The 16,642-nt window shown below is 69.0% G+C and carries 17 protein-coding genes; 10 read left to right on the forward strand and 7 right to left on the reverse strand.

The features are described 5' to 3' along the window. The first annotated feature begins 59 nt into the window (after positions 1 to 59). Complete coding sequence (locus LUM46_RS08580; protein ID WP_274993374.1) at positions 60 to 752, forward strand: GNAT family N-acetyltransferase; 693 nt, start codon at positions 60 to 62, stop codon at positions 750 to 752. 56 nt (positions 753 to 808) lie between these two features. On the opposite strand, the gene LUM46_RS08585 is transcribed toward LUM46_RS08580, so the two are convergent. From LUM46_RS08585 to LUM46_RS08600, 4 genes are all read right to left on the reverse strand, one after another. Then, positions 809 to 2,068, reverse strand: a complete 1,260-nt coding sequence (locus LUM46_RS08585) for a GGDEF domain-containing protein (RefSeq protein ID WP_274993375.1) — start codon at positions 2,066 to 2,068, stop codon at positions 809 to 811. 81 nt (positions 2,069 to 2,149) lie between these two features. Then, complete coding sequence (locus LUM46_RS08590) at positions 2,150 to 2,440, reverse strand: Atu4866 domain-containing protein (protein WP_274993376.1); 291 nt, start codon at positions 2,438 to 2,440, stop codon at positions 2,150 to 2,152. Positions 2,441 to 2,636: 196 nt separating this feature from the next. Beyond that, entirely contained in the window at positions 2,637 to 3,062 is a 426-nt protein-coding gene (locus LUM46_RS08595) for an OsmC family peroxiredoxin (RefSeq protein WP_274993377.1), read from the reverse strand. 191 nt (positions 3,063 to 3,253) lie between these two features. Then, positions 3,254 to 4,789 (reverse strand): HD domain-containing phosphohydrolase, encoded by a 1,536-nt coding sequence (locus LUM46_RS08600; RefSeq protein ID WP_274993378.1) that lies wholly within the window; start codon positions 4,787 to 4,789, stop codon positions 3,254 to 3,256. Between the two features lie 281 nt (positions 4,790 to 5,070). Between LUM46_RS08600 and LUM46_RS08605 the strand changes: the two genes are divergently transcribed. From LUM46_RS08605 to LUM46_RS08630, 6 genes are all read left to right on the forward strand, one after another. Further along, positions 5,071 to 5,484: a nuclear transport factor 2 family protein gene (locus LUM46_RS08605; protein WP_274993379.1), complete on the forward strand. Its 414-nt coding sequence runs from the start codon at positions 5,071 to 5,073 to the stop codon at positions 5,482 to 5,484. A 53-nt stretch (positions 5,485 to 5,537) separates the two neighbouring features. Further along, positions 5,538 to 6,635: a methyltransferase gene (locus LUM46_RS08610; RefSeq protein ID WP_274993380.1), complete on the forward strand. Its 1,098-nt coding sequence runs from the start codon at positions 5,538 to 5,540 to the stop codon at positions 6,633 to 6,635. 323 nt (positions 6,636 to 6,958) lie between these two features. Then, positions 6,959 to 8,296, forward strand: coding sequence for an alpha/beta hydrolase (locus LUM46_RS08615; RefSeq protein ID WP_274993381.1), 1,338 nt, complete (start codon positions 6,959 to 6,961; stop codon positions 8,294 to 8,296). 166 nt (positions 8,297 to 8,462) lie between these two features. Beyond that, positions 8,463 to 9,308: an aldo/keto reductase gene (locus LUM46_RS08620; protein WP_310242997.1), complete on the forward strand. Its 846-nt coding sequence runs from the start codon at positions 8,463 to 8,465 to the stop codon at positions 9,306 to 9,308. A gap of 212 nt (positions 9,309 to 9,520) precedes the next feature. Then, complete coding sequence (locus LUM46_RS08625; RefSeq protein WP_274993383.1) at positions 9,521 to 10,126, forward strand: hypothetical protein; 606 nt, start codon at positions 9,521 to 9,523, stop codon at positions 10,124 to 10,126. A 122-nt stretch (positions 10,127 to 10,248) separates the two neighbouring features. Beyond that, the gene (locus LUM46_RS08630; protein WP_274993384.1) at positions 10,249 to 10,578 is read left to right on the forward strand and encodes a Rossmann-fold NAD(P)-binding domain-containing protein; all 330 of its coding nucleotides are present in this window, start codon (positions 10,249 to 10,251) and stop codon (positions 10,576 to 10,578) included. On the opposite strand, the gene LUM46_RS08635 is transcribed toward LUM46_RS08630, so the two are convergent. Continuing rightward, positions 10,548 to 10,901: a response regulator transcription factor gene (locus tag LUM46_RS08635; RefSeq protein ID WP_274993385.1), complete on the reverse strand. Its 354-nt coding sequence runs from the start codon at positions 10,899 to 10,901 to the stop codon at positions 10,548 to 10,550. The two genes, LUM46_RS08630 and LUM46_RS08635, sit on opposite strands and share 31 nt — an antisense overlap. 47 nt (positions 10,902 to 10,948) lie before the next feature. Further along, positions 10,949 to 11,338: a hypothetical protein gene (locus LUM46_RS08640; protein ID WP_274993386.1), complete on the reverse strand. Its 390-nt coding sequence runs from the start codon at positions 11,336 to 11,338 to the stop codon at positions 10,949 to 10,951. Positions 11,339 to 11,453: 115 nt separating this feature from the next. On the opposite strand from LUM46_RS08640, the gene LUM46_RS08645 reads away from it, so the two are divergent. Both LUM46_RS08645 and LUM46_RS08650 read left to right on the forward strand, forming a co-directional pair. Then, positions 11,454 to 13,505, forward strand: coding sequence for a sensor histidine kinase (locus LUM46_RS08645; RefSeq protein ID WP_274993387.1), 2,052 nt, complete (start codon positions 11,454 to 11,456; stop codon positions 13,503 to 13,505). 54 nt (positions 13,506 to 13,559) lie between these two features. After that, positions 13,560 to 14,234: a response regulator gene (locus tag LUM46_RS08650; RefSeq protein ID WP_274993388.1), complete on the forward strand. Its 675-nt coding sequence runs from the start codon at positions 13,560 to 13,562 to the stop codon at positions 14,232 to 14,234. Positions 14,235 to 14,346: 112 nt separating this feature from the next. Here LUM46_RS08650 and LUM46_RS08655 read toward each other — a convergent pair whose 3' ends face one another. Beyond that, positions 14,347 to 15,135, reverse strand: coding sequence for an NAD-dependent epimerase/dehydratase family protein (locus LUM46_RS08655; RefSeq protein ID WP_274993389.1), 789 nt, complete (start codon positions 15,133 to 15,135; stop codon positions 14,347 to 14,349). 162 nt (positions 15,136 to 15,297) lie between these two features. On the opposite strand from LUM46_RS08655, the gene LUM46_RS08660 reads away from it, so the two are divergent. Beyond that, positions 15,298 to 16,626 carry an ABC transporter substrate-binding protein gene (locus LUM46_RS08660; protein WP_274993390.1) on the forward strand — a complete coding sequence of 443 codons (1,329 nt, stop codon included), beginning with the start codon at positions 15,298 to 15,300 and terminating at the stop codon, positions 16,624 to 16,626. The last annotated feature ends 16 nt before the right edge of the window (positions 16,627 to 16,642 follow it).

The raw sequence follows: 16,642 nt of genomic DNA on the forward strand, positions 1-16,642 counted from the left end.
ACGGCGCCGGGCGAACGTAGGCAACGCGATCTGCCCCTCCGATGACGAAAGGTCTGACCATGGCGACTACAGCGGATCACGAGCTCGACAACCCGGTACTACGTTCCCTCGTGGGGTGGCACAACGACATCGCGCAGCGGGACGGCCGTGCCGCGCGGTTCCACCCCGACGTCGGGCCGTTCATGGCCGTGCCGCACGACGCCGAGACCGACGACTGGCGAGCGCTCGCACGGTTGACTCGTGGCGCGTCCGGCCTGCTGTTCCGGCCGGCAGCGGACCTTCCGGCCGACTGGAAGGTGCTCCACCAGATCGAAGGTTTCCAGATGGTCGGTCCTGAGACACGAGCCTGCACCGCGGACGATGTCGGGGTTCTCGGGCCTACGGACGTGCCGGAGATGTGTGCGCTCGCGAAGCTGACGAGCCCAGGGCCGTTCTCCGCGCGGACGGTCGAGACCGGGACCTACCTCGGGATCAAGGAGGAAGGCAGACTGGTCGCCATGGCCGGCGAGCGCCTGCACACCGACCATTGGGTTGAGGTGAGCGCCGTGTGCACCCACCCGGACCGGCGTGGGCGTGGGTACGCGACGACGCTCGTCGCGGCGCTCACCAGCCGCATCCGAGGACGCGGAAAGGAGCCGTTCATGCACGTCGTCGGGGAGAACACGAGCGCCCTGCGGCTCTACGAGGAACTGGGATACGAAGTCCGGCGCAGAGTGCAGGCAACCGAAGCCGTGCCGCTGCGCGAATCGTGATCACGTCGCGTTCGGCTGGGGTGGTCGGCCGCGCGAACGTAGCTGTGAGGTGGCCACTAGGAGGTGGCCGGGTTGGTTGGTGCGGCGACAACGCGGTTGCGACCGGCGTTCTTTGCCGCGTAGGTAGCGTTGTCGGCGGCCATGAGCAGCACGTCAAGGCTGCGACCTGCAGTGGGGTAGGTGGCCGTGCCGATGGAACAGGTCAGACCGTCGATGTCGAGGGACCCGTGGGGCGTGGTGACGGTGGTGACGAGGCTGGCGATGCGACGGCGGATCCGCTCGGCCGGGTAGACGGTGTCGCCGGCGTCGGTGTTCGGCAGGAGGATCGCGAACTCTTCTCCGCCGAGCCGGCCCACCAGGTCCTCGGCGCGGACCTCCTGCTCGAGTGTGGCAGCGATCGCCTTCAAGACGTCGTCCCCTGCCTGGTGGCCGTGCGAGTCGTTGATCGCTTTGAAGTGGTCGAGATCGAGGTAGAGGACGACCAGCGACGATTCGTTGTCGTGGGCGCGTTCGAGCTCTTTCGCCGCGATCTCGTGCCAGAAGACCGCATTCGCGAGGCCGGTGAGAGGGTCGGTGCGAGCGCTGGACTGAAACTGTCCGACAAGTAGTGCGCGGTGCAGTCCGAGCACGGTGATCAGCAAGGTGATCGTGAGCCATGGTTCGGCCTCCAGCGTGAGTGACGTGGCGAGACCGAGACCGAGGCCACCGGCAACGATGAGCTGGTCCGACCGCTGCCCAAGGGCCTTGTGGGCGGGAGCGTTCGGGTTGGACAGCATGACGGCACCGACCACGAGGGCGTAGTTGATGAACCAGTAGGCAACAGCCGCGCCGACGACCGCAACCAAGCCGATCAAGCCGCCGGTGTAGCCCGGGTGGCTACCGGGGTTGATCGTGTGCAGGCACATGGCAGCTACGGCGGAGGCCAGGATCAGGGTGGACGCGGAGAACACAACGCGGTGCGGCATGCTTCGCCGACGTCTGGCCCACGAGTGAAGCGAGGTGAAGGCGCTGACAGCTATGGCCAGTGAGAGCGGGAGGATCAGAACGGCGGCAAAGGTCCACACCGACTGCAGGTTCACCGAGGTTGTGCCTTCGGCGACCTTCCGTCGCAGCCTCTCGATATCGCGTCCAGCCTCGACATGGATCGCTGAGGCAACGATGAGTACCGCGAGGCGGATCCAGTCATCTGACGTGGCGTCGAGCCCTGCGGACGAGATCCCGGTGACGGCGAGCGCGAGTGCGTCGACCGCCAGGACATAGCCGATGACCACGGCCGGCGCCGACCACAGCGACCAGTGCGCAGGCAGCCACCTCACGGTGGCTGTGTCCGTCTCGCGACGCCCCGGAAAGGGGACGCGTCCCGTGTGGTCATCCGGCAGCCTGCAAGTGGACCCTGGTCACGAGGAAGCTCCTTGTCCGGCACGTGGGTCGTCCTCGCGGTAGAGCACGAGGTGCTCGTGGAAGAGAACGCCGTCACGGACGTCGCCCGTGGCGGTGAAACCGGTGTCGTCGACGTAGTCGAGATGGCTGCCGGTCACGGTGTAACGGCCGGTGTAGGCGCTCCGGCGGTTGCCCCGGGCCTCGTCGTAACGGCCGTTCGGCAGCAGCTCCTGGCGGATGAAGCCGTCTGCGGTCACCCACATGCCGACGTACGCGTGCGGAGTCTGAGGCGTGTCATTGCTGTTCATGGCTCTACCCTCGGCGCTGCGGCGGAACGCAACCAGGCCGCCCCACACCCAGGCGAGCGGTTCCTGGGTGTGCCACACAGCCACCGTCCGCAGGAGTCGTGACCAGGCGCCTGGGCTCCTGGTGCTGACGGCATCCGGAACGAGGGCACCGCGCGCTTCCGCAGCGCGCGGTGCCTCACGAGACGGCCGGTCCGGTTCAGACGAGCTTGGCCGAGAGCGTGATCGTCGTTCCCGAAAGAGCTCTACTGACCGGGCAGTTGGCCTTGGCGTCCTGCGCCGCTATGACGAACGCGTCGTTGTCGATGCCGGAGACGGTGCCCTCGACGGTGAGATGGATACCGGTGACACCCTCGCCGGGCTGGAACGTGACATCGGCGGACACTGCGAGCCGGGTGGGTGGCGTGCCTGCCCCTTCGAGGCCGTGCGTCAGGGCCATGGCGAAGCAGCTGGAATGAGCCGCGGCGATCAGCTCCTCCGGGCTGGTCTTGCCCTCCGCCTGCTCGGCGCGCGACGGCCAGGACACCGGCTGGTCACCGATGCCAGAGGAGTCGAAGGTAGCGATGCCGCCTCCGTTCAGCAGGCCGCCTTCCCAGACGGTGTGTGCTGAGCGCGTGGTTGCCATGATGAGTCCTTTTCTCTGCGGTGCGTGGAAAGGAGCGATGGGGGCCCGAAGTTCCGGCCGCGGCCGGTGCGACGGGTCGTCGCATCCGGCTCGTGTGCGACCCGGCGATCGGGCCAGTGCTCCGTTGCCGCAGATTCTGTGCGAGAACCGACCTTTGGACATCGGCCGATCGACCTATCTTGCTGGTCTGCTCACGAGGGCAGGAGCTGCTGCTCCATGGCGTAGACAGCCACGCCGGCCCGGGTCCGTCGCCCGGTCTTGTCGTAGATGTGCCCGAGGTGGTGGCCCACGGTGCGGCTCGATATGGACAGCTCAGCTCCTATTTGCTGGTTGGTCAGCCCGCGGGCAGCCAGCCGCAGTACCTCGACCTCGCGCGCCGTGAGCCCGGCCGGACGACGGGTCCGGGGCGCCGGTCCGCCCGCCGCCCGGATCACGAGGTCGCAGGCGACGCGGTCCAGGGTGCCCGCGTCCGCCTCACGCGTCAGGAGTCGGATGGCTCCGTCGACGGTGAACGCGTCCCGGTGCGCCCGTGGCTCGGTCAGTGCGGCGAACATGTCGGCGGCGGCGAGAATGCGTGCCGCGGGGGAGGTCTGGGTCCCGAAGGCGCCGCGGTGGTAGCCACTACCGTCGATGCGTTCGTGGTGTGCGGCGGCGATCGGTGCCAGCGGAGCGAACGCGGGTACACGCTCCAGTACGCGCTCGGTCCAGTACGCGTGCATTCTGACCCGCTCCATGTCAGCGGTGCTCAACGGGCCCGGCCGGTCCCACACGTCGGCGGAGATCCCTGCCCGCCCCAGGTCGTGGAGCAGAGCCGCGCAGTGCAGCTGGGTCACCTCGTCGGGAGTGAGACCGCCCAGTCGGCCGGCGCTCTGCGCCAGTCGCGCGACGTGTTCGCTGTGTCCGATCAGCCATGTGCCCTTGAGGTCGACGAATCTGCCGAGAACCGCGCACAGGTCGGAGATCCCCTCGGGGGGCACCATGGCGTACGGGGGCGGTTCGGCGCCTACCGCGGAGGCGACGGCGTCGGGTTCACGCAACGGGGCGAGCAGCTGCGGGGCGTCGGCTGCGAACGCACGTGCGAGGTCCGGATCGAGATGGCCGCCGGCGCGCCTGACCACCTCCGCGACGGCGGCCGGCTCACCGCCCTTCGCATGGGCCAGTACGGCCTGCTCGGCCACGTGGACGACACGAGCCACGAAGGACAGGTCTCCGCCGCCGGCTCCGAGGGGTATGCCCTGTCCGTCCCATCGCTCGTACACGTCGTTCAACGCCGCGAGGGTCTGCGGGAGGACGCCCAGTCCCGAACCGAGCGCCTGACTGGCCTCGCAGCCGTTGCGCATGGCCTCCACACCGACCGTGGGCAGCACCTCGGTCAGTGTGCCCGTCAACTGCTGGGCACTCTCGCGCGTCCACCCACCGACCCGGAGCAGCTGCTCGGTCAGAGGCACGTCGTCGCTCGGATCGAGGTGCTTCAGCGCGCCCTGGAACGCCACCTCGTCACCGAAGACCGCCGCGAGCTCGGGAGCGAACGACGTGCAGCCGACCGAGCGCAGGAGCGCCGTCTCGTAGACCGCCCGGCAGGTCTCCTGGTCGACCGCGAGGACGTCGCGGGCGAACGCCGTGGCGACGACGCAGGTACGCAGCCCTTTCTCGAAAGTCATACCCGCGGCCAGATCTGTCGTCAGCGAGAGCGCAGCGAGCACCTCGGCCAACCGGATGTCCTCCACCGCACGAGCGTACTGTCCTTCCCCCGCGCCCCCGGGCGTGTCCGCACTGTGCTCCTCGCGCACGGGCCGCGCACCGGCAGCCGGTGACCTGACGAGCGGACATCCCCGAGGACGACCGACGAAATAGGCCGATCAACCGATGCCCGCCGACCGGTTCGCGGGGGAGGGTCTACGAAGGGCGGGCGCGAGCTCGGCCGAAGCGCTCGGAACCTGCGTTCCGCGCCGCAGTCGGCTGCAGTGACGCGTCAGCCGCCCATCGGCACACAGCACGGAGGCACCACATGACCACGTACGAGCACGATGAACAGACCGCCTCGGGTGGTGCGGTGGTGGAAGCGCTGTACCGCTCGCTCGCCCAGGGTGACGTCGCCGCACTGCTCGCTGGACTCGACGAGCAGATCGAATGGGTCGTTCCCCCGGGTCTGCACTACGGAGGCACGTACCGGGGACGTGAGGAAGTGCTCGCGAACGTCTTCTCTCGTTTCGTCACCGAGTGGCAGGACTTCACTGTCGCGCCTGCTGAGCTGATGGAAGCCGGGCACCGGGTCATCGCCCTCGGTCACTACAGCGGCACGAACCTGGCGACCGGGAAACCGATGCGGACGCGCTTCGTCCACGTGTGGCGGCTACGCGACGGCGTTCCCGTGCACTTCGAGACCGTCCTCGACACCCACACCATGGTCACCGCGATGTGAACCGGTGCCCTGGCTCTGCAGAGCTCCGAACCTCATCGAAAGACGCAGCACACATGACCTTGTTCGAACATCAATTCGTCGCGGCAGGTTCCCCCGAACCGCCCACGGACGCCACGGGACGCATGCTCCAGATGATGACGGGGTACTGGGTCACCCAGGTGGTCCGGACCGCAGCCGAGCTGCGCATCGCCGACCACCTGCACGCCGGTGGCGCCACAGCCGCCGAAGTGGCCGCGACGGAGTCCCTGGACACGGATTCGACCTTCCGGTTCCTGCGAGCCTGCGCCTCCCTGGGGCTCGCCGTGTCGGCTGACGGGGAACGGTTCGTCAGTACGCCTCTGCTCGACACCCTGCGCACCGACACCCCGGGGTCCTTGCGGGACCTGGCACTGTGGGGTGGGGCCGAATCGCACTGGCTGCCCTGGGGACGGCTGTCGGGTGCGATCCGCAGCGGCACCACCCAGGCGAGAGCCGCGCTCGGCGCCTCCTTCTTCGACTGGCTTGCCACCGTGCCCGAAGAAGCCGAAGTGTTCACCAACGCGATGACCGCCATGACGCGCGGCCTGGCCCACCAGCTGGTGGAGGTGATCCGGCTCGAGGGCACCGAAGCCGTCGTGGACGTCGGTGGCGCCGGCGGGAACCTCGTCCAGACGCTCATGCAGCGGCATCCCGGACTGACCGGGACGGTCCTCGACCTCCCGCACGTGGCTACCGAGGCCGACGCCTCCGCCTCGAGCATGGGCGTCGCGGACCGGTTCACCTTCGTCGGCGGCGACTTCTTCGAGCAGGTGCCGTCCGGAGATGTGCACCTGCTGAAGTTCGTCCTGCACGACTGGGACGACGACGCCTGCGTACGCATCCTGCGCAACTGCCGGGAATCACTCGAACCGGGTGGGCGCGTGCTCGTGATGGAACTCCTGGTGGACGAGGTGGGCACGCCCGGGCTGCAGCCGCTGATGGACCTCAACATGATGGCGCTGTCGACCGGGCGCGAGCGCAGCCTCGGCGAGTTCGCGAACCTCTTCGAGAGAGCCGGCCTGACCCTGACCAGAACGATGTCATCGGCGTCCCTGGTCTCCGTCCTGGAGCTCGCCCCGTCCGATCCCGCGCGGGGCGGTGAAGTCCGTACCCTGCCGAGCCAGCGCTCGTGATGCGGCGGAATGCCTTCTGCGCGTCGTCTTCCACCAGCGCGTCATCCCTTTCTTCCCCGCTGTGACTTCAGATCGGCAGAAGCATGTCTCCTCACCACCGTTCGTCCCGAGCAGTCGCCGTCCTGGCGTCGCTCGTCGTGCTCGCAGCCGGGCTCACGGCGTGTGACCCTGGCTCCGACGAAGCCGCGGGGCCGCCCCCGGTGCCCCGTACGCTCACCGAACAGAAACCGCGCTGGACCGCGTGCTCTGCTCCGTCCACAGCCCAGGGCGGCGGTGACAAGCCCGAGAAGCTGCCGGACGGTACGGCGTGGCAGTGTGCAACCGTGACGGTGCCGCTGGACTACGCGAACCCCGACGGCAAGACCATCGACCTCGCCCTCATCAGGGCAGAAGCCGCACCAGGCCCCGGCAAGAAGCGCATCGGATCCCTGCTCTTCAACTTCGGCGGCCCCGGTGGCTCCGGGGTCTCGACCCTTCCCCTCCTCGCCGGCGACGACTACATGAAGCTGCACCGGAGCTACGACCTGGTCTCCTTCGACCCGCGCGGGGTCGGGAACAGCGCCGGCGTGCAGTGCCTGGACACGAAGGCCATGGACGCGCGGCTGGCGGCGGACTCAACGCCGGACGACGCGGACGAAGAAGAGAGCTACACCCGCAGGGCACGTGCCTACGCCCGGTCCTGTGAAAGCAGCTCGGGCGCGGTTCTGGAGCACGTCGGCACCCAGCAGGCCGCACGTGACATGGAGCTGATGCGGCACGTGCTGGGTGACGCGAAACTGAACTACTTCGGCATCTCCTACGGAACGCAGCTCGGTGGCGTCTACGCCCACCTCTTTCCGGACAACGTCGGACGATTTGTCTTCGACGCCGTCGTCGACCCCACCGAGAACTTTCTCGCCAGTGGACTCGGCCAGGCCAAGGGGTTCCAGAGCGCACTGCGGAACTTCCTCAAGGACTGCCCGAAGCACGACTCGTGCCTCTTCGAGGGCAAGGACCCCGCTCACGGTGAGAAGGAGGTCGTCGCACTGATCGAGCGCCTGGACGAGCGTCCCTTGCCCACCGAGCTCGATCGCCCCCTGACCCAGAGCCTGGCCCTCAACGGCATCGCCGCCGCCCTCTACGGCGAGGAGAGCTGGGCAATCCTCAGGGACGCGCTGGCCGAGGCCGAGAAGGGGAACGGCACCGTGCTGCTGTGGCTCTCCGACATGCTCAACGAACGTGCCTTCTTGGAGGATGGGTACTCCAACATCAACGACGCCAACACCGCAGTGAACTGCGCCGACTACAAGGACCGTTACACCGCCGCCGACGTGCACCGGCATCGTCCCGCGTTCCACACGGCGTCCGGCGTGTTCGGCGACTGGATGGCCTGGGGCCTGCTCCAGTGCACCGGCTGGCCCGTGGAGGGCCATGCCCCCACCATCGATGTCTCGGCCGACGGCGCAGGCCCCGTCCTCGTCATCGGCAACACCGGTGATCCCGCCACCCCCTACGAGGGAGCCGAGAAGATGGCGGACGAGCTCGGCGAGGGAGTCGGTGTACATCTCACCGTGGATGGTGAGGGACACGGCACCTACGGCGTCAACGACTGCCTGACCGGGGTCGTCGACAGGTACTTGCTCGAGGGGTCGGTCCCGAAGAACGGCACCACCTGCTCGTGACGAGCACCCGCCATCCGAGCACCCGCCATCCTGGCCGTCGGCACTTGAGGCCGTGCAGCGTGGCTCGCCCCGAACCAACAGTTGGAGCACGAGAACTATGACTGAGGTACAACGGCAGATCGAAGGGTCCGGTACGGTCCGGGTCGGAGACCGGACGATTCACCGCATGTCCTTCGGTGCGATGCGCCTCGCCGACAAGGCGATCTGGGGACCGCCCGCGGACCGTCAGAATGCGATCCGGGTTGCCCGCCGTGCGGTCGAGCTCGGCATCAACCACATCGACACCGCGGACTCCTATGCCTTCGGCGTGACCGAGGAGATCCTGCGTGAAGCGCTGCACCCCTACCCCGATGACCTGTTGATAGCGACCAAAGCAGGTCAGGCCCAGGTGCGGCCAGGGGTTTGGGAGCCCGTCGGACGCCCCGCCTATCTGCGACAGCAGTGCGAGGCCAGTCTCCGACGCCTGGGCACGGAGCGAATCGACCTCTTCTACTTGCACCGTGTCGATCCGCAGGTGCCGTTCGACGAGCAAATAGGTGCGATGAAGGAACTTCAGGACGAGGGCAAGATCGCCCACTGTGGATTGTCGAGCGTCACGATCGATCAGATCGAGTCAGCACAGAGGATCATCGAGGTGGCTGCCGTGCAGAACATCTTCAATGTGGCGGCCCGCGCGGGAGAGGAAGTGCTCGAACACTGCGAACGGGAGCGCATCCCTTTCATGGCATGGTTCCCTATCATGAGTGGCGAGCTGGCCCTCCCCAACAGCATCGTCGCCGAAGTGGCAGCGGAGCTGAACGCAACGCCCGCGCAGGTAGCCCTCGCGTGGCTGCTCGACCGGTCGAACGTGCTCTGCCCCATCCCCGGCACATCCTCGGTCGCGCATCTCGACGAGAATGTCGCCGCGTCCGTGCTGCGACTCGCCGACGAGCACCTCGCTCGTCTCGCCCCACTGCGGCTGGCCGAAAACGAACTCGCGCAACTCCTCGCAGCCGGCTCGGCCAAGGAGTGATGGCAGCGCAGTAGTCAGCGCGCACCGGCGTTTGTCCAGAAGACGTGCCTCACCTAAGACATCGGTAAGGCACGTCACCGAGCGCTTCGCTGTCGGCTCCACGCGTTTCTGAAGGTGAGACCGAGTGCGTAGCCAGCGACGATGCCCTCTCCATATCCGCCATCGCAGGCGGCCGGACCTCACCGGCCGGTCGGACACAAGGACAGGATCAGATGACGACTTCACATGACGTGTCGGGGGCAGACAACCTCTCCCAACCACCGCCAACACCGGACGACGCCCCGGTGCCCGACCGCGCCCCAGTGCTCGAGCAGGTGGATGCGTCCGACCAGGCCGAACCGGAGAAGAACTCCGGTCACCAGGCGTCAGCAGGCGTGACCGCGGCGCTTGCCCTGGTCTTGTGGCTCGCCATCGTGCTGGTAGTCCTGGCCGTACAGATATTCTTGAACCGGAGCTTCGGCCGCGACCTAGAGGTGGGCTCGTTGCCCCGCGTCTGGGATTGGGTACTCACCATTGCGGCCCTTGCAGGAACGTGGGTCCTTGTTCGTAGGCGCCACCCCAGGGTCGGACCCTCGGCCGAGTCGGAGGAGGCCTCCGGCCGAAAGCCCTCGGCAGGCGTGACGACGGCGCTCGTCCTTGCGTTGTGGGTCGCCATCGTGTTGGTACTGGCGATCACCCAGATATTCCTGAACCGGAGCCTTGACCTCGACATTGAGCTCGGTTCGCTGCCCGGGGTCTGGAACTGGCTGCTCACGTTCTCGCTCCTCGCAGGGACGTGGGCTCTGGTTCGTAGTCGCCACCCCAGGATTGGCCCCTGACAAGGGACCTAGATGCCGTCCCGCCAGCCGATGGCGGGTCCCCTCCGCTAGCCGCCGGGAAGAATGGCCGTCGGATCGTTCCCGCTGCCCGTCGCCCAGGGAGGCAGGAAGACCTCCTGCCCTTGCTGCAGCAGGCGGTTCGGCCCGCGATCGTGAACGTGTCCAGCGCGCTCGGTTCGCTGACGATCAACGCCGACCCGGCCGCCCACAGCGATCTGCTCCCGGCATGGGCGCCGCTGCTGGCCTACAACTCTTCCAAGGCCGCCCTGAACATGCTGACTCTCGTCTATGCGCCCCTCCCGCAGATCAACGTCGTCTCGGTCGACCCCGGATTCACCGCGACCGATCTGAAGGTCTGGACGGTCAGCGAGGATGCCCGCTCGGTCTTCTTGCTCCGGCGACAGTGCAGCCGGATCGACGGTCAGGGCAGGAGCTGCTGCTCCATGGCGTAGACGGCGACGCCGGCCCGGGTCCGTCGCCCGGTCTTGTCGTAGATGTGCCCGAGGTGGTGGCCCACGGTGCGGCTCGATATGGACAGCTCGACCCCTATCTGCTGGTTGGTCAGCCCGCGGGCAGCCAGCCGCAGTACTTCGACCTCCCGCGCCGTGAGCCCGGCCGGACGGCGGGTCCGGGGCGGCGGTCCGCCCGCCGCCCGGATCACGAGGTCGCAGGCCACGCGGTCCAGGGTGCCCGAGGCTGCCTCACGCGTCAGGAGCCGGATGGCCTCCTCGACGGTGAACGCGCCTGCCCGGGACGAACGGTGATAAATAGACATGCTTCTGCCGATCTGAAGTCGCAGCGGGGGAGAAAGGGTCAACGCTGCTAGCTCGATGTCCTGGTGGTACTGGGAGTGCCGACGCGACGAGCGCGGCGAACACGACGCTCATGCTGCCCCTCGAGACGGGTCGGGGCCGTGGTCCTCGGGCAGCGCGGCCTGGAGCCCGCGACGGCGTCCCGCTTCCTGCGCTTGTCGTCCAGGATGCTGACGATCCCGGCTCCGGTCGCGATCAGCGGGAGCGACACGGCCCAGTCCATGACGGCTTCGGGTCCGATGTCACCCAGTGCCGTGTCGTGGATCAGGAAGGCGGCGAGGGGGTGGACGGCGAGCGCCACGAGCAGGTATGCCCAGAGGGGCAGCTCGTGGCGGACGGTGACGATGACCATGGCGAGGAACACGATGCCGAGGACGACCAGGGTGGCTGCGAGGATCATGGCTGCGAGTCTGTCGGGATCGTCGCCGTAGGGCGTCGGCCGGCCGACGGACTTCTTTCTCTATCCCAGGGTGGAGACGAGCACCGCCTGGGGTGCGGTTATGCTCGGGGCCGACATGGAGACGACACGGACCTGGTTGCTGCCGGGGGTCGTTGCGGCCACCCAACTGTTCACGCTGCTCCTGGCTCCGTCGGTGGGTCTGCCCGCGCCGGGTCTGGCGTCGCTGATCGGTGTGCTGACTGCCGCTGCCATCGAGTTCGTCGCGCTCGGGCGGCGCCGTAGCGAACCGGTCCAGGCGCTCGTCGGGACTCTGGTGGCGGCCTTGATCGGGTCGTTGACCGGTCCCGACCACTTCCTGGACATCGGTGCGCTGATCGCCCTGTACTCCGTGGCGGTCCGTCGCGGCACGAGAGTGACGCTGGTGTGGACCGCCCTCGCTGTGGTGTGCGAGTGGGCGCGAGAGACTGGCGGGCTGCAGGGCGCTCCGGTGGTCTCGTTCGTCTTCGGGTACGCGATCACCGCCGTGCTGTATGTCGCGTGCTCCGGCCTGGGGCAGGCGCGCCGGTGGTGGCTGGCGGAGCGCGAGGTGGCGGCACGGCGACTGGGCGTGGCACAGGACGACCGGCATCGGGTCGCCCACAGCGAACGTCACCGGCTGGCCAGAGAGCTGCATGACGTCAGCGCCCATCATCTGACCTCCGTGGTGATCACGGCGGACGCGGCCAGCAGGCTCAGGCACGAGCGCCCGGAGCTCGTCGCCGAGGCGCTGTCGCTCGCCGAGCGCTCCGGCCAGGAGGCGCTGGGAACGCTCCACCGGCTGGTGGCGCTGATGGGCGAAGGGGAGCGGCCGGACCCTCGGCCGATGACCGGACGTATCCAGGACGTGGTGGCGGCCTTCAGCCGGTTGGGGCGGCCGATCGTGATGGACCTGCCGCCCGACCTGGCCGGCCCGGCGGCCGAGGCGGTCTTCGGGATCGTGCGCGAGGCCCTGACGAACGCCCTCCGGTACGCAACCGGGGCCGCGGTGTGGCTCCGGGTGCGACGCACCGACGGTGCGCTCGAGCTGACGGTGCACAACGACGCACCGCGGGGTGTGGGGCGGAGCCCGGCGGCCGGGCTCGGCTCGGGGCGCGGCATCGAGGGGATGCGGGAGCGGGCGGCGGCCGTGGGCGGCCGACTGAGCGCCGGGCCAGACGCGACGGGCGGGTGGACGGTGACGGCGCTCCTGCCGGACACCGCCGGGCCGTCGGGGCATGCCGCCCCCGCTCGCCGGCGCGACCTTGTGGCCGAACAACGGTTGACCGACGGGGCGCTGTTCGTCGTCGCCGCGGGACTGCCCCTGGTGACTCTGCTCGCGGCAGCCGAGGACGGGTCGACGCCGGTCGGGCCCGCGTTCGGCGTGACCATGGTTGTGCTGAGCGTGCTCCACGCCCTGCCCCTGGTCTGGCGTCGCCGCGCTCCGTGGCCCGTGCTGTGGGCCGTGGCGGCCACCGCGTGGCTGTGGCCGCTGGCCCGCGACGCCGGGCTGCTGCCGTCGGTCTGGACGGCCTACCTGCACTTCGCGGCGCTCGCTGAGGTCTTCGCGGTCTACGCGCTCGCTGTGTACGGGCGTGGTGTCCGGACCTGGCCGGCGATTCTCGTGGCGGCCTGCGGGCTGGCCGGTGCGCTCGCGGCCACTGGCGCCGTCGACGGGTCGCTCTCCGGCGAGGACGCCTCGGTGGCCGCCGTGTCGGAGGCGGTCGTGGCGCTGACGATCATGGGCGGGGTGGTGCTGGCCCTCGTGTGGGTCGTGGGCCTGGCCGTGCGCAGGAGGCGGCTACGGGTCGTGCTGCGCGAGGAGGAGGAGATCACCGGATCCGAGCAGGAGGCCGCCGACGCCGTCGCCTCCGAGCGCAGGCGGATCGCCACCGGGCTGCAGGAGGCGGTGCTGCACCGGACCGCGGCCGTGCCGGAGCTGGCCGGCCGGGGTGAGCTGGAGGCCGTCGCCGCCGCGGCCAGGTCAGCGCTGGAGGCGATGCGGGAGCTCCTGCACCGTCTGCGCGAGACCGCGCCGGAGGACGGGCAGCCACGTCGGCCGGGGGATCCGGACCGTGCCGATACGCTGCGGGTGTCCGATCCGACGGAGTTCCGCGGGGAGCTCTCGGGCGGGGTCCGGGAGAAGGGCTGAACGGGCGGGTCAAACCGGTAGGCCAGGTAAGGGGGTGCCGTCATCGCTGTACGCGTGCTGGTCGTCGACGACCAGGCAGTGGTGCGCGCGGGGTTCGCGGCGATCATCGACGCGGAGCCCGACCTCGCCGTCGTCGGAGAGGCCGGTGACGGCTCCGCCGCGCTCCGGCTGGCCGAGCAGACGGCGCCGGACGTCGTGCTGATGGACATTCGGATGCCCGGCATGGACGGCCTGACCGCGACGCGGCTGATCGCCGATCTGGACAGCCGGCCCAGGATCCTCGTGCTGAGCACCTTCGACCTGGACGCGTACGTGTACGAGGCCCTGCGGGCCGGGGCGTCCGGCTTCCTGCTCAAGGACTGCCGGCCCGACGATCTCCTGACAGCGATCCGGGTGGTGGCCGCTGGTGAGGGGGTCCTCGCCCCGGCCGTCACCCGCCGCCTGATCGGGACGTTCGCGCGAGGCGCCCCGGTGCCGCCCGGGGTGAGCGGCGCACTGGAGCGGTTGACGTCCCGGGAGCACGAGGTACTGCTGCTCATCGCCTCCGGTCTGACGAACGCGGAGATCGGTGAGCGCCTCGGCGTCACAGTGGGCACCGTGAAGTCGCACGTCAACGCCCTGCTGGCCAAGCTCGAGCTTCGCGATCGGGTGCAGGCCACGATCCTGGCCTACGAGATCGGGCTCGTCCGGCCCCGCGGCACCGTCGACTCGACCAGTGACGCGCGCTGATCCGTTCACCTGCCGTCTGGGTGCTCGGCGGTCGACCCGCGAACGGGCGCTCGCTCTTCCAGGAGGTCCCGCGGCGCTCGTACTCGAACAGTTCCTCGACCGCGCAGGCAGATCACCAGGCGACACCCATGGGATGTGCATCGTCGAGGAACGCCCCGCCCAACCGGTCGTGCACCGGATCACCGTCCGCCGGCACGATCTCGTGCGCGTGGTCCTCGGCGTCGTCGCACGGGTAGAAGCCGATCGCATGGCCCGCCGCCAGCGAGACGACACCGCGTGTGTTGCGCGACACGCCCCAGACGATGTGGTGACCAGGCCTGTCGAGTCGCAACGCCGCTTCGACGAGCCGGGCGAAATCGTCGGGAGACAGCCACAGGGAAAGCGTGCGGAGACGCTCCGGGCGAGTCGCGTAGTTCATCACCCGTGCTGAGACGACCACCATGGCGCACCGATCGGCGTAGGCCGACGCGAGCGCCTCGACCGCTACCTTTCCCGCGCCGTAGAGACCGTCCGGGCGCGGTAGAAGCACAGGGAGCCGGTCAGCCTCGCCGACCGGTGTACAGCCGGCGGCGTGCAGCGAGCTCGCCATGAGGAGACGGCGAACCCCTGCTCGGTACGCAGCTTCCAGTACGCCGTAGCCACCGCCGATGTTGACCTCTGCGATGTCGGCCCACGGTCGCTCGCGCGAGTATCCCGCCAGGTGCACGACCAGGTCAGCGCCGTGCAGCAGCGGTACGAGCGCGTCGACGTCGGTCACCGATACCGCATGGTGCTCCTCGCCCGAAGTGGCCGCCGTGGGCACGACGTCCACCAGCACGAGGCAGTGGCCGGCGGCCAGCAGGCGAGGGCGCAGGTCGGCAGCCATCCGGCCCGACGACCCGGTGATCACGATGCGCGCCATGTGCGCTCCTTCCCGTAGGCCACAGGCTGTGGCCGATCACCGCGCCTTGACGCCCGGTGAAGGGCAGCATAACGTGACGTCCACTCTTCCGTACGCATACGCATATGTGAACGGCAGTCCGCGGGCAGCACCGATGCCGCTCGCTCGACGGAAGGAATGACGATGGACGTGACCTCAAGGATGCGGCACCTCCGGGGGCCGGTGGCGCTCGTCGCGACCGGAGCCCTCGCTCTCGCCGCCTGCTCCAGTGGTGGCGGCGGCGGTAGCGGTGACTCTGCCGACTCGCTCGTCGTGTGGTTCCCGGGGACCAACCAGACCGAGATCGACCTGGTGACCGACGTCATCGTGCCGCAGTTCGAGGAGGAGACAGGCGTCGAGGTCGAGGTCACCTTCGCCGACTGGGGCGACCTCTCGACCAAGCTGAGCGCGGCCTTCGCAGCGGGGACGGCCCCGGACGTCTTCGGCCACGGGCCTGCGGCGATCGCTGACTACGCCGTCAACGAGCGGGTCGAGCCTCTCGACGGCTACGTCGCCCAGCTCGACCCGGACGACGTGGAGGACCTCTCGTCCGCGCTGCCCGGTGGCCAGGTAGACGGAGTGCAGTACCTCATCCCCTTGTCCATGCAAGGCAACATGTTCATCTACGACGCCGAGATGTTCGCCGATGCCGGGCTCGACCCGGACGCTCCTCCGAGCACCTGGGAGGAGATCTACGAGGCAGCCGAGGCCCTCACGGTGCGCGACGCCTCTGGCACCGTCACGCGCTCCGGCCTGTTGCTCCCGACCCACCCCGTCGGCACCCAGCAGTCCTTCGCGAACCTCCTCCTCGCGGCCGGCGGCGACCAGCTCTCCCCGGACGGCACGCAGGCGGCCTTCAACTCGCCCGAAGGAGAGCAGGCGCTGCGGCTCCTCGTCGACATGTACTCGGGCGAAGAGCCGGTCGCGACCGGTCTCGGCGCGAACTTCATGGACGCCGCAGCCGCTCAGCAGCCGATCGTCACCGGGGACGCGGCGATCATGATGACCGTCGCGCCGCGCGCCACCGACATCATGGCGGCCGCTCCCGACCGCGACTTCCGGATCCTGCCCGTGCCACGCTTCGAGTCGGCGGACTCCGGCCATGCCCTCGGTGGCGCCGGCGCCGGCCTGATGATCAGCAGCGACAGCCCGGACAAAGACCTGGCGTGGCAGTTCATCGAGTACATGATCGATCCGGGGACCAGCGAGCAGTACACCGAAGGCATCGGCGCCGTCCCGACGCGTATGTCAGCCGTTCAAGGAGAGTACGCGCAGTCGAGCCCGGTCGTGCAGGCATGGCTGGAGGCGCTACCGCAGTTCACGGCGAACCCGAACGTTCCAGGATGGGTACAGGCGCGCGACACCATGGCGACGTACCTGGAAGGTGCGTTGCGCGGCCAGGCCACGCCCGAGGACACGCTCACCGAGATGGAGACGGCCGTGAACGACGTCCTCGCCGCCGCTCGGCCCTGACCCATGGCAGCCACCG

Origin of the sequence: Promicromonospora iranensis (assembly GCF_028994805.1) — a bacterium.
Lineage (GTDB): Bacteria > Actinomycetota > Actinomycetes > Actinomycetales > Cellulomonadaceae > Promicromonospora > Promicromonospora iranensis.

What these genes read in the sequence shown, in the direction of transcription:
- LUM46_RS08580 (WP_274993374.1), top strand. Translation starts at nt 60, where the DNA reads ATGGCGACTACAGCGGATCACGAGCTCGACAACCCGGTACTACGTTCC.
- LUM46_RS08590 (WP_274993376.1), bottom strand. Translation starts at nt 2,440, where the DNA reads ATGAACAGCAATGACACGCCTCAGACTCCGCACGCGTACGTCGGCATG.
- LUM46_RS08595 (WP_274993377.1), bottom strand. Translation starts at nt 3,062, where the DNA reads ATGGCAACCACGCGCTCAGCACACACCGTCTGGGAAGGCGGCCTGCTG.
- LUM46_RS08605 (WP_274993379.1), top strand. Translation starts at nt 5,071, where the DNA reads ATGACCACGTACGAGCACGATGAACAGACCGCCTCGGGTGGTGCGGTG.
- LUM46_RS08610 (WP_274993380.1), top strand. Translation starts at nt 5,538, where the DNA reads ATGACCTTGTTCGAACATCAATTCGTCGCGGCAGGTTCCCCCGAACCG.
- LUM46_RS08620 (WP_310242997.1), top strand. Translation starts at nt 8,463, where the DNA reads ATGTCCTTCGGTGCGATGCGCCTCGCCGACAAGGCGATCTGGGGACCG.
- LUM46_RS08625 (WP_274993383.1), top strand. Translation starts at nt 9,521, where the DNA reads ATGACGACTTCACATGACGTGTCGGGGGCAGACAACCTCTCCCAACCA.
- LUM46_RS08635 (WP_274993385.1), bottom strand. Translation starts at nt 10,901, where the DNA reads ATGTCTATTTATCACCGTTCGTCCCGGGCAGGCGCGTTCACCGTCGAG.
- LUM46_RS08640 (WP_274993386.1), bottom strand. Translation starts at nt 11,338, where the DNA reads ATGATCCTCGCAGCCACCCTGGTCGTCCTCGGCATCGTGTTCCTCGCC.
- LUM46_RS08645 (WP_274993387.1), top strand. Translation starts at nt 11,454, where the DNA reads ATGGAGACGACACGGACCTGGTTGCTGCCGGGGGTCGTTGCGGCCACC.
- LUM46_RS08655 (WP_274993389.1), bottom strand. Translation starts at nt 15,135, where the DNA reads ATGGCGCGCATCGTGATCACCGGGTCGTCGGGCCGGATGGCTGCCGAC.
- LUM46_RS08660 (WP_274993390.1), top strand. Translation starts at nt 15,298, where the DNA reads ATGGACGTGACCTCAAGGATGCGGCACCTCCGGGGGCCGGTGGCGCTC.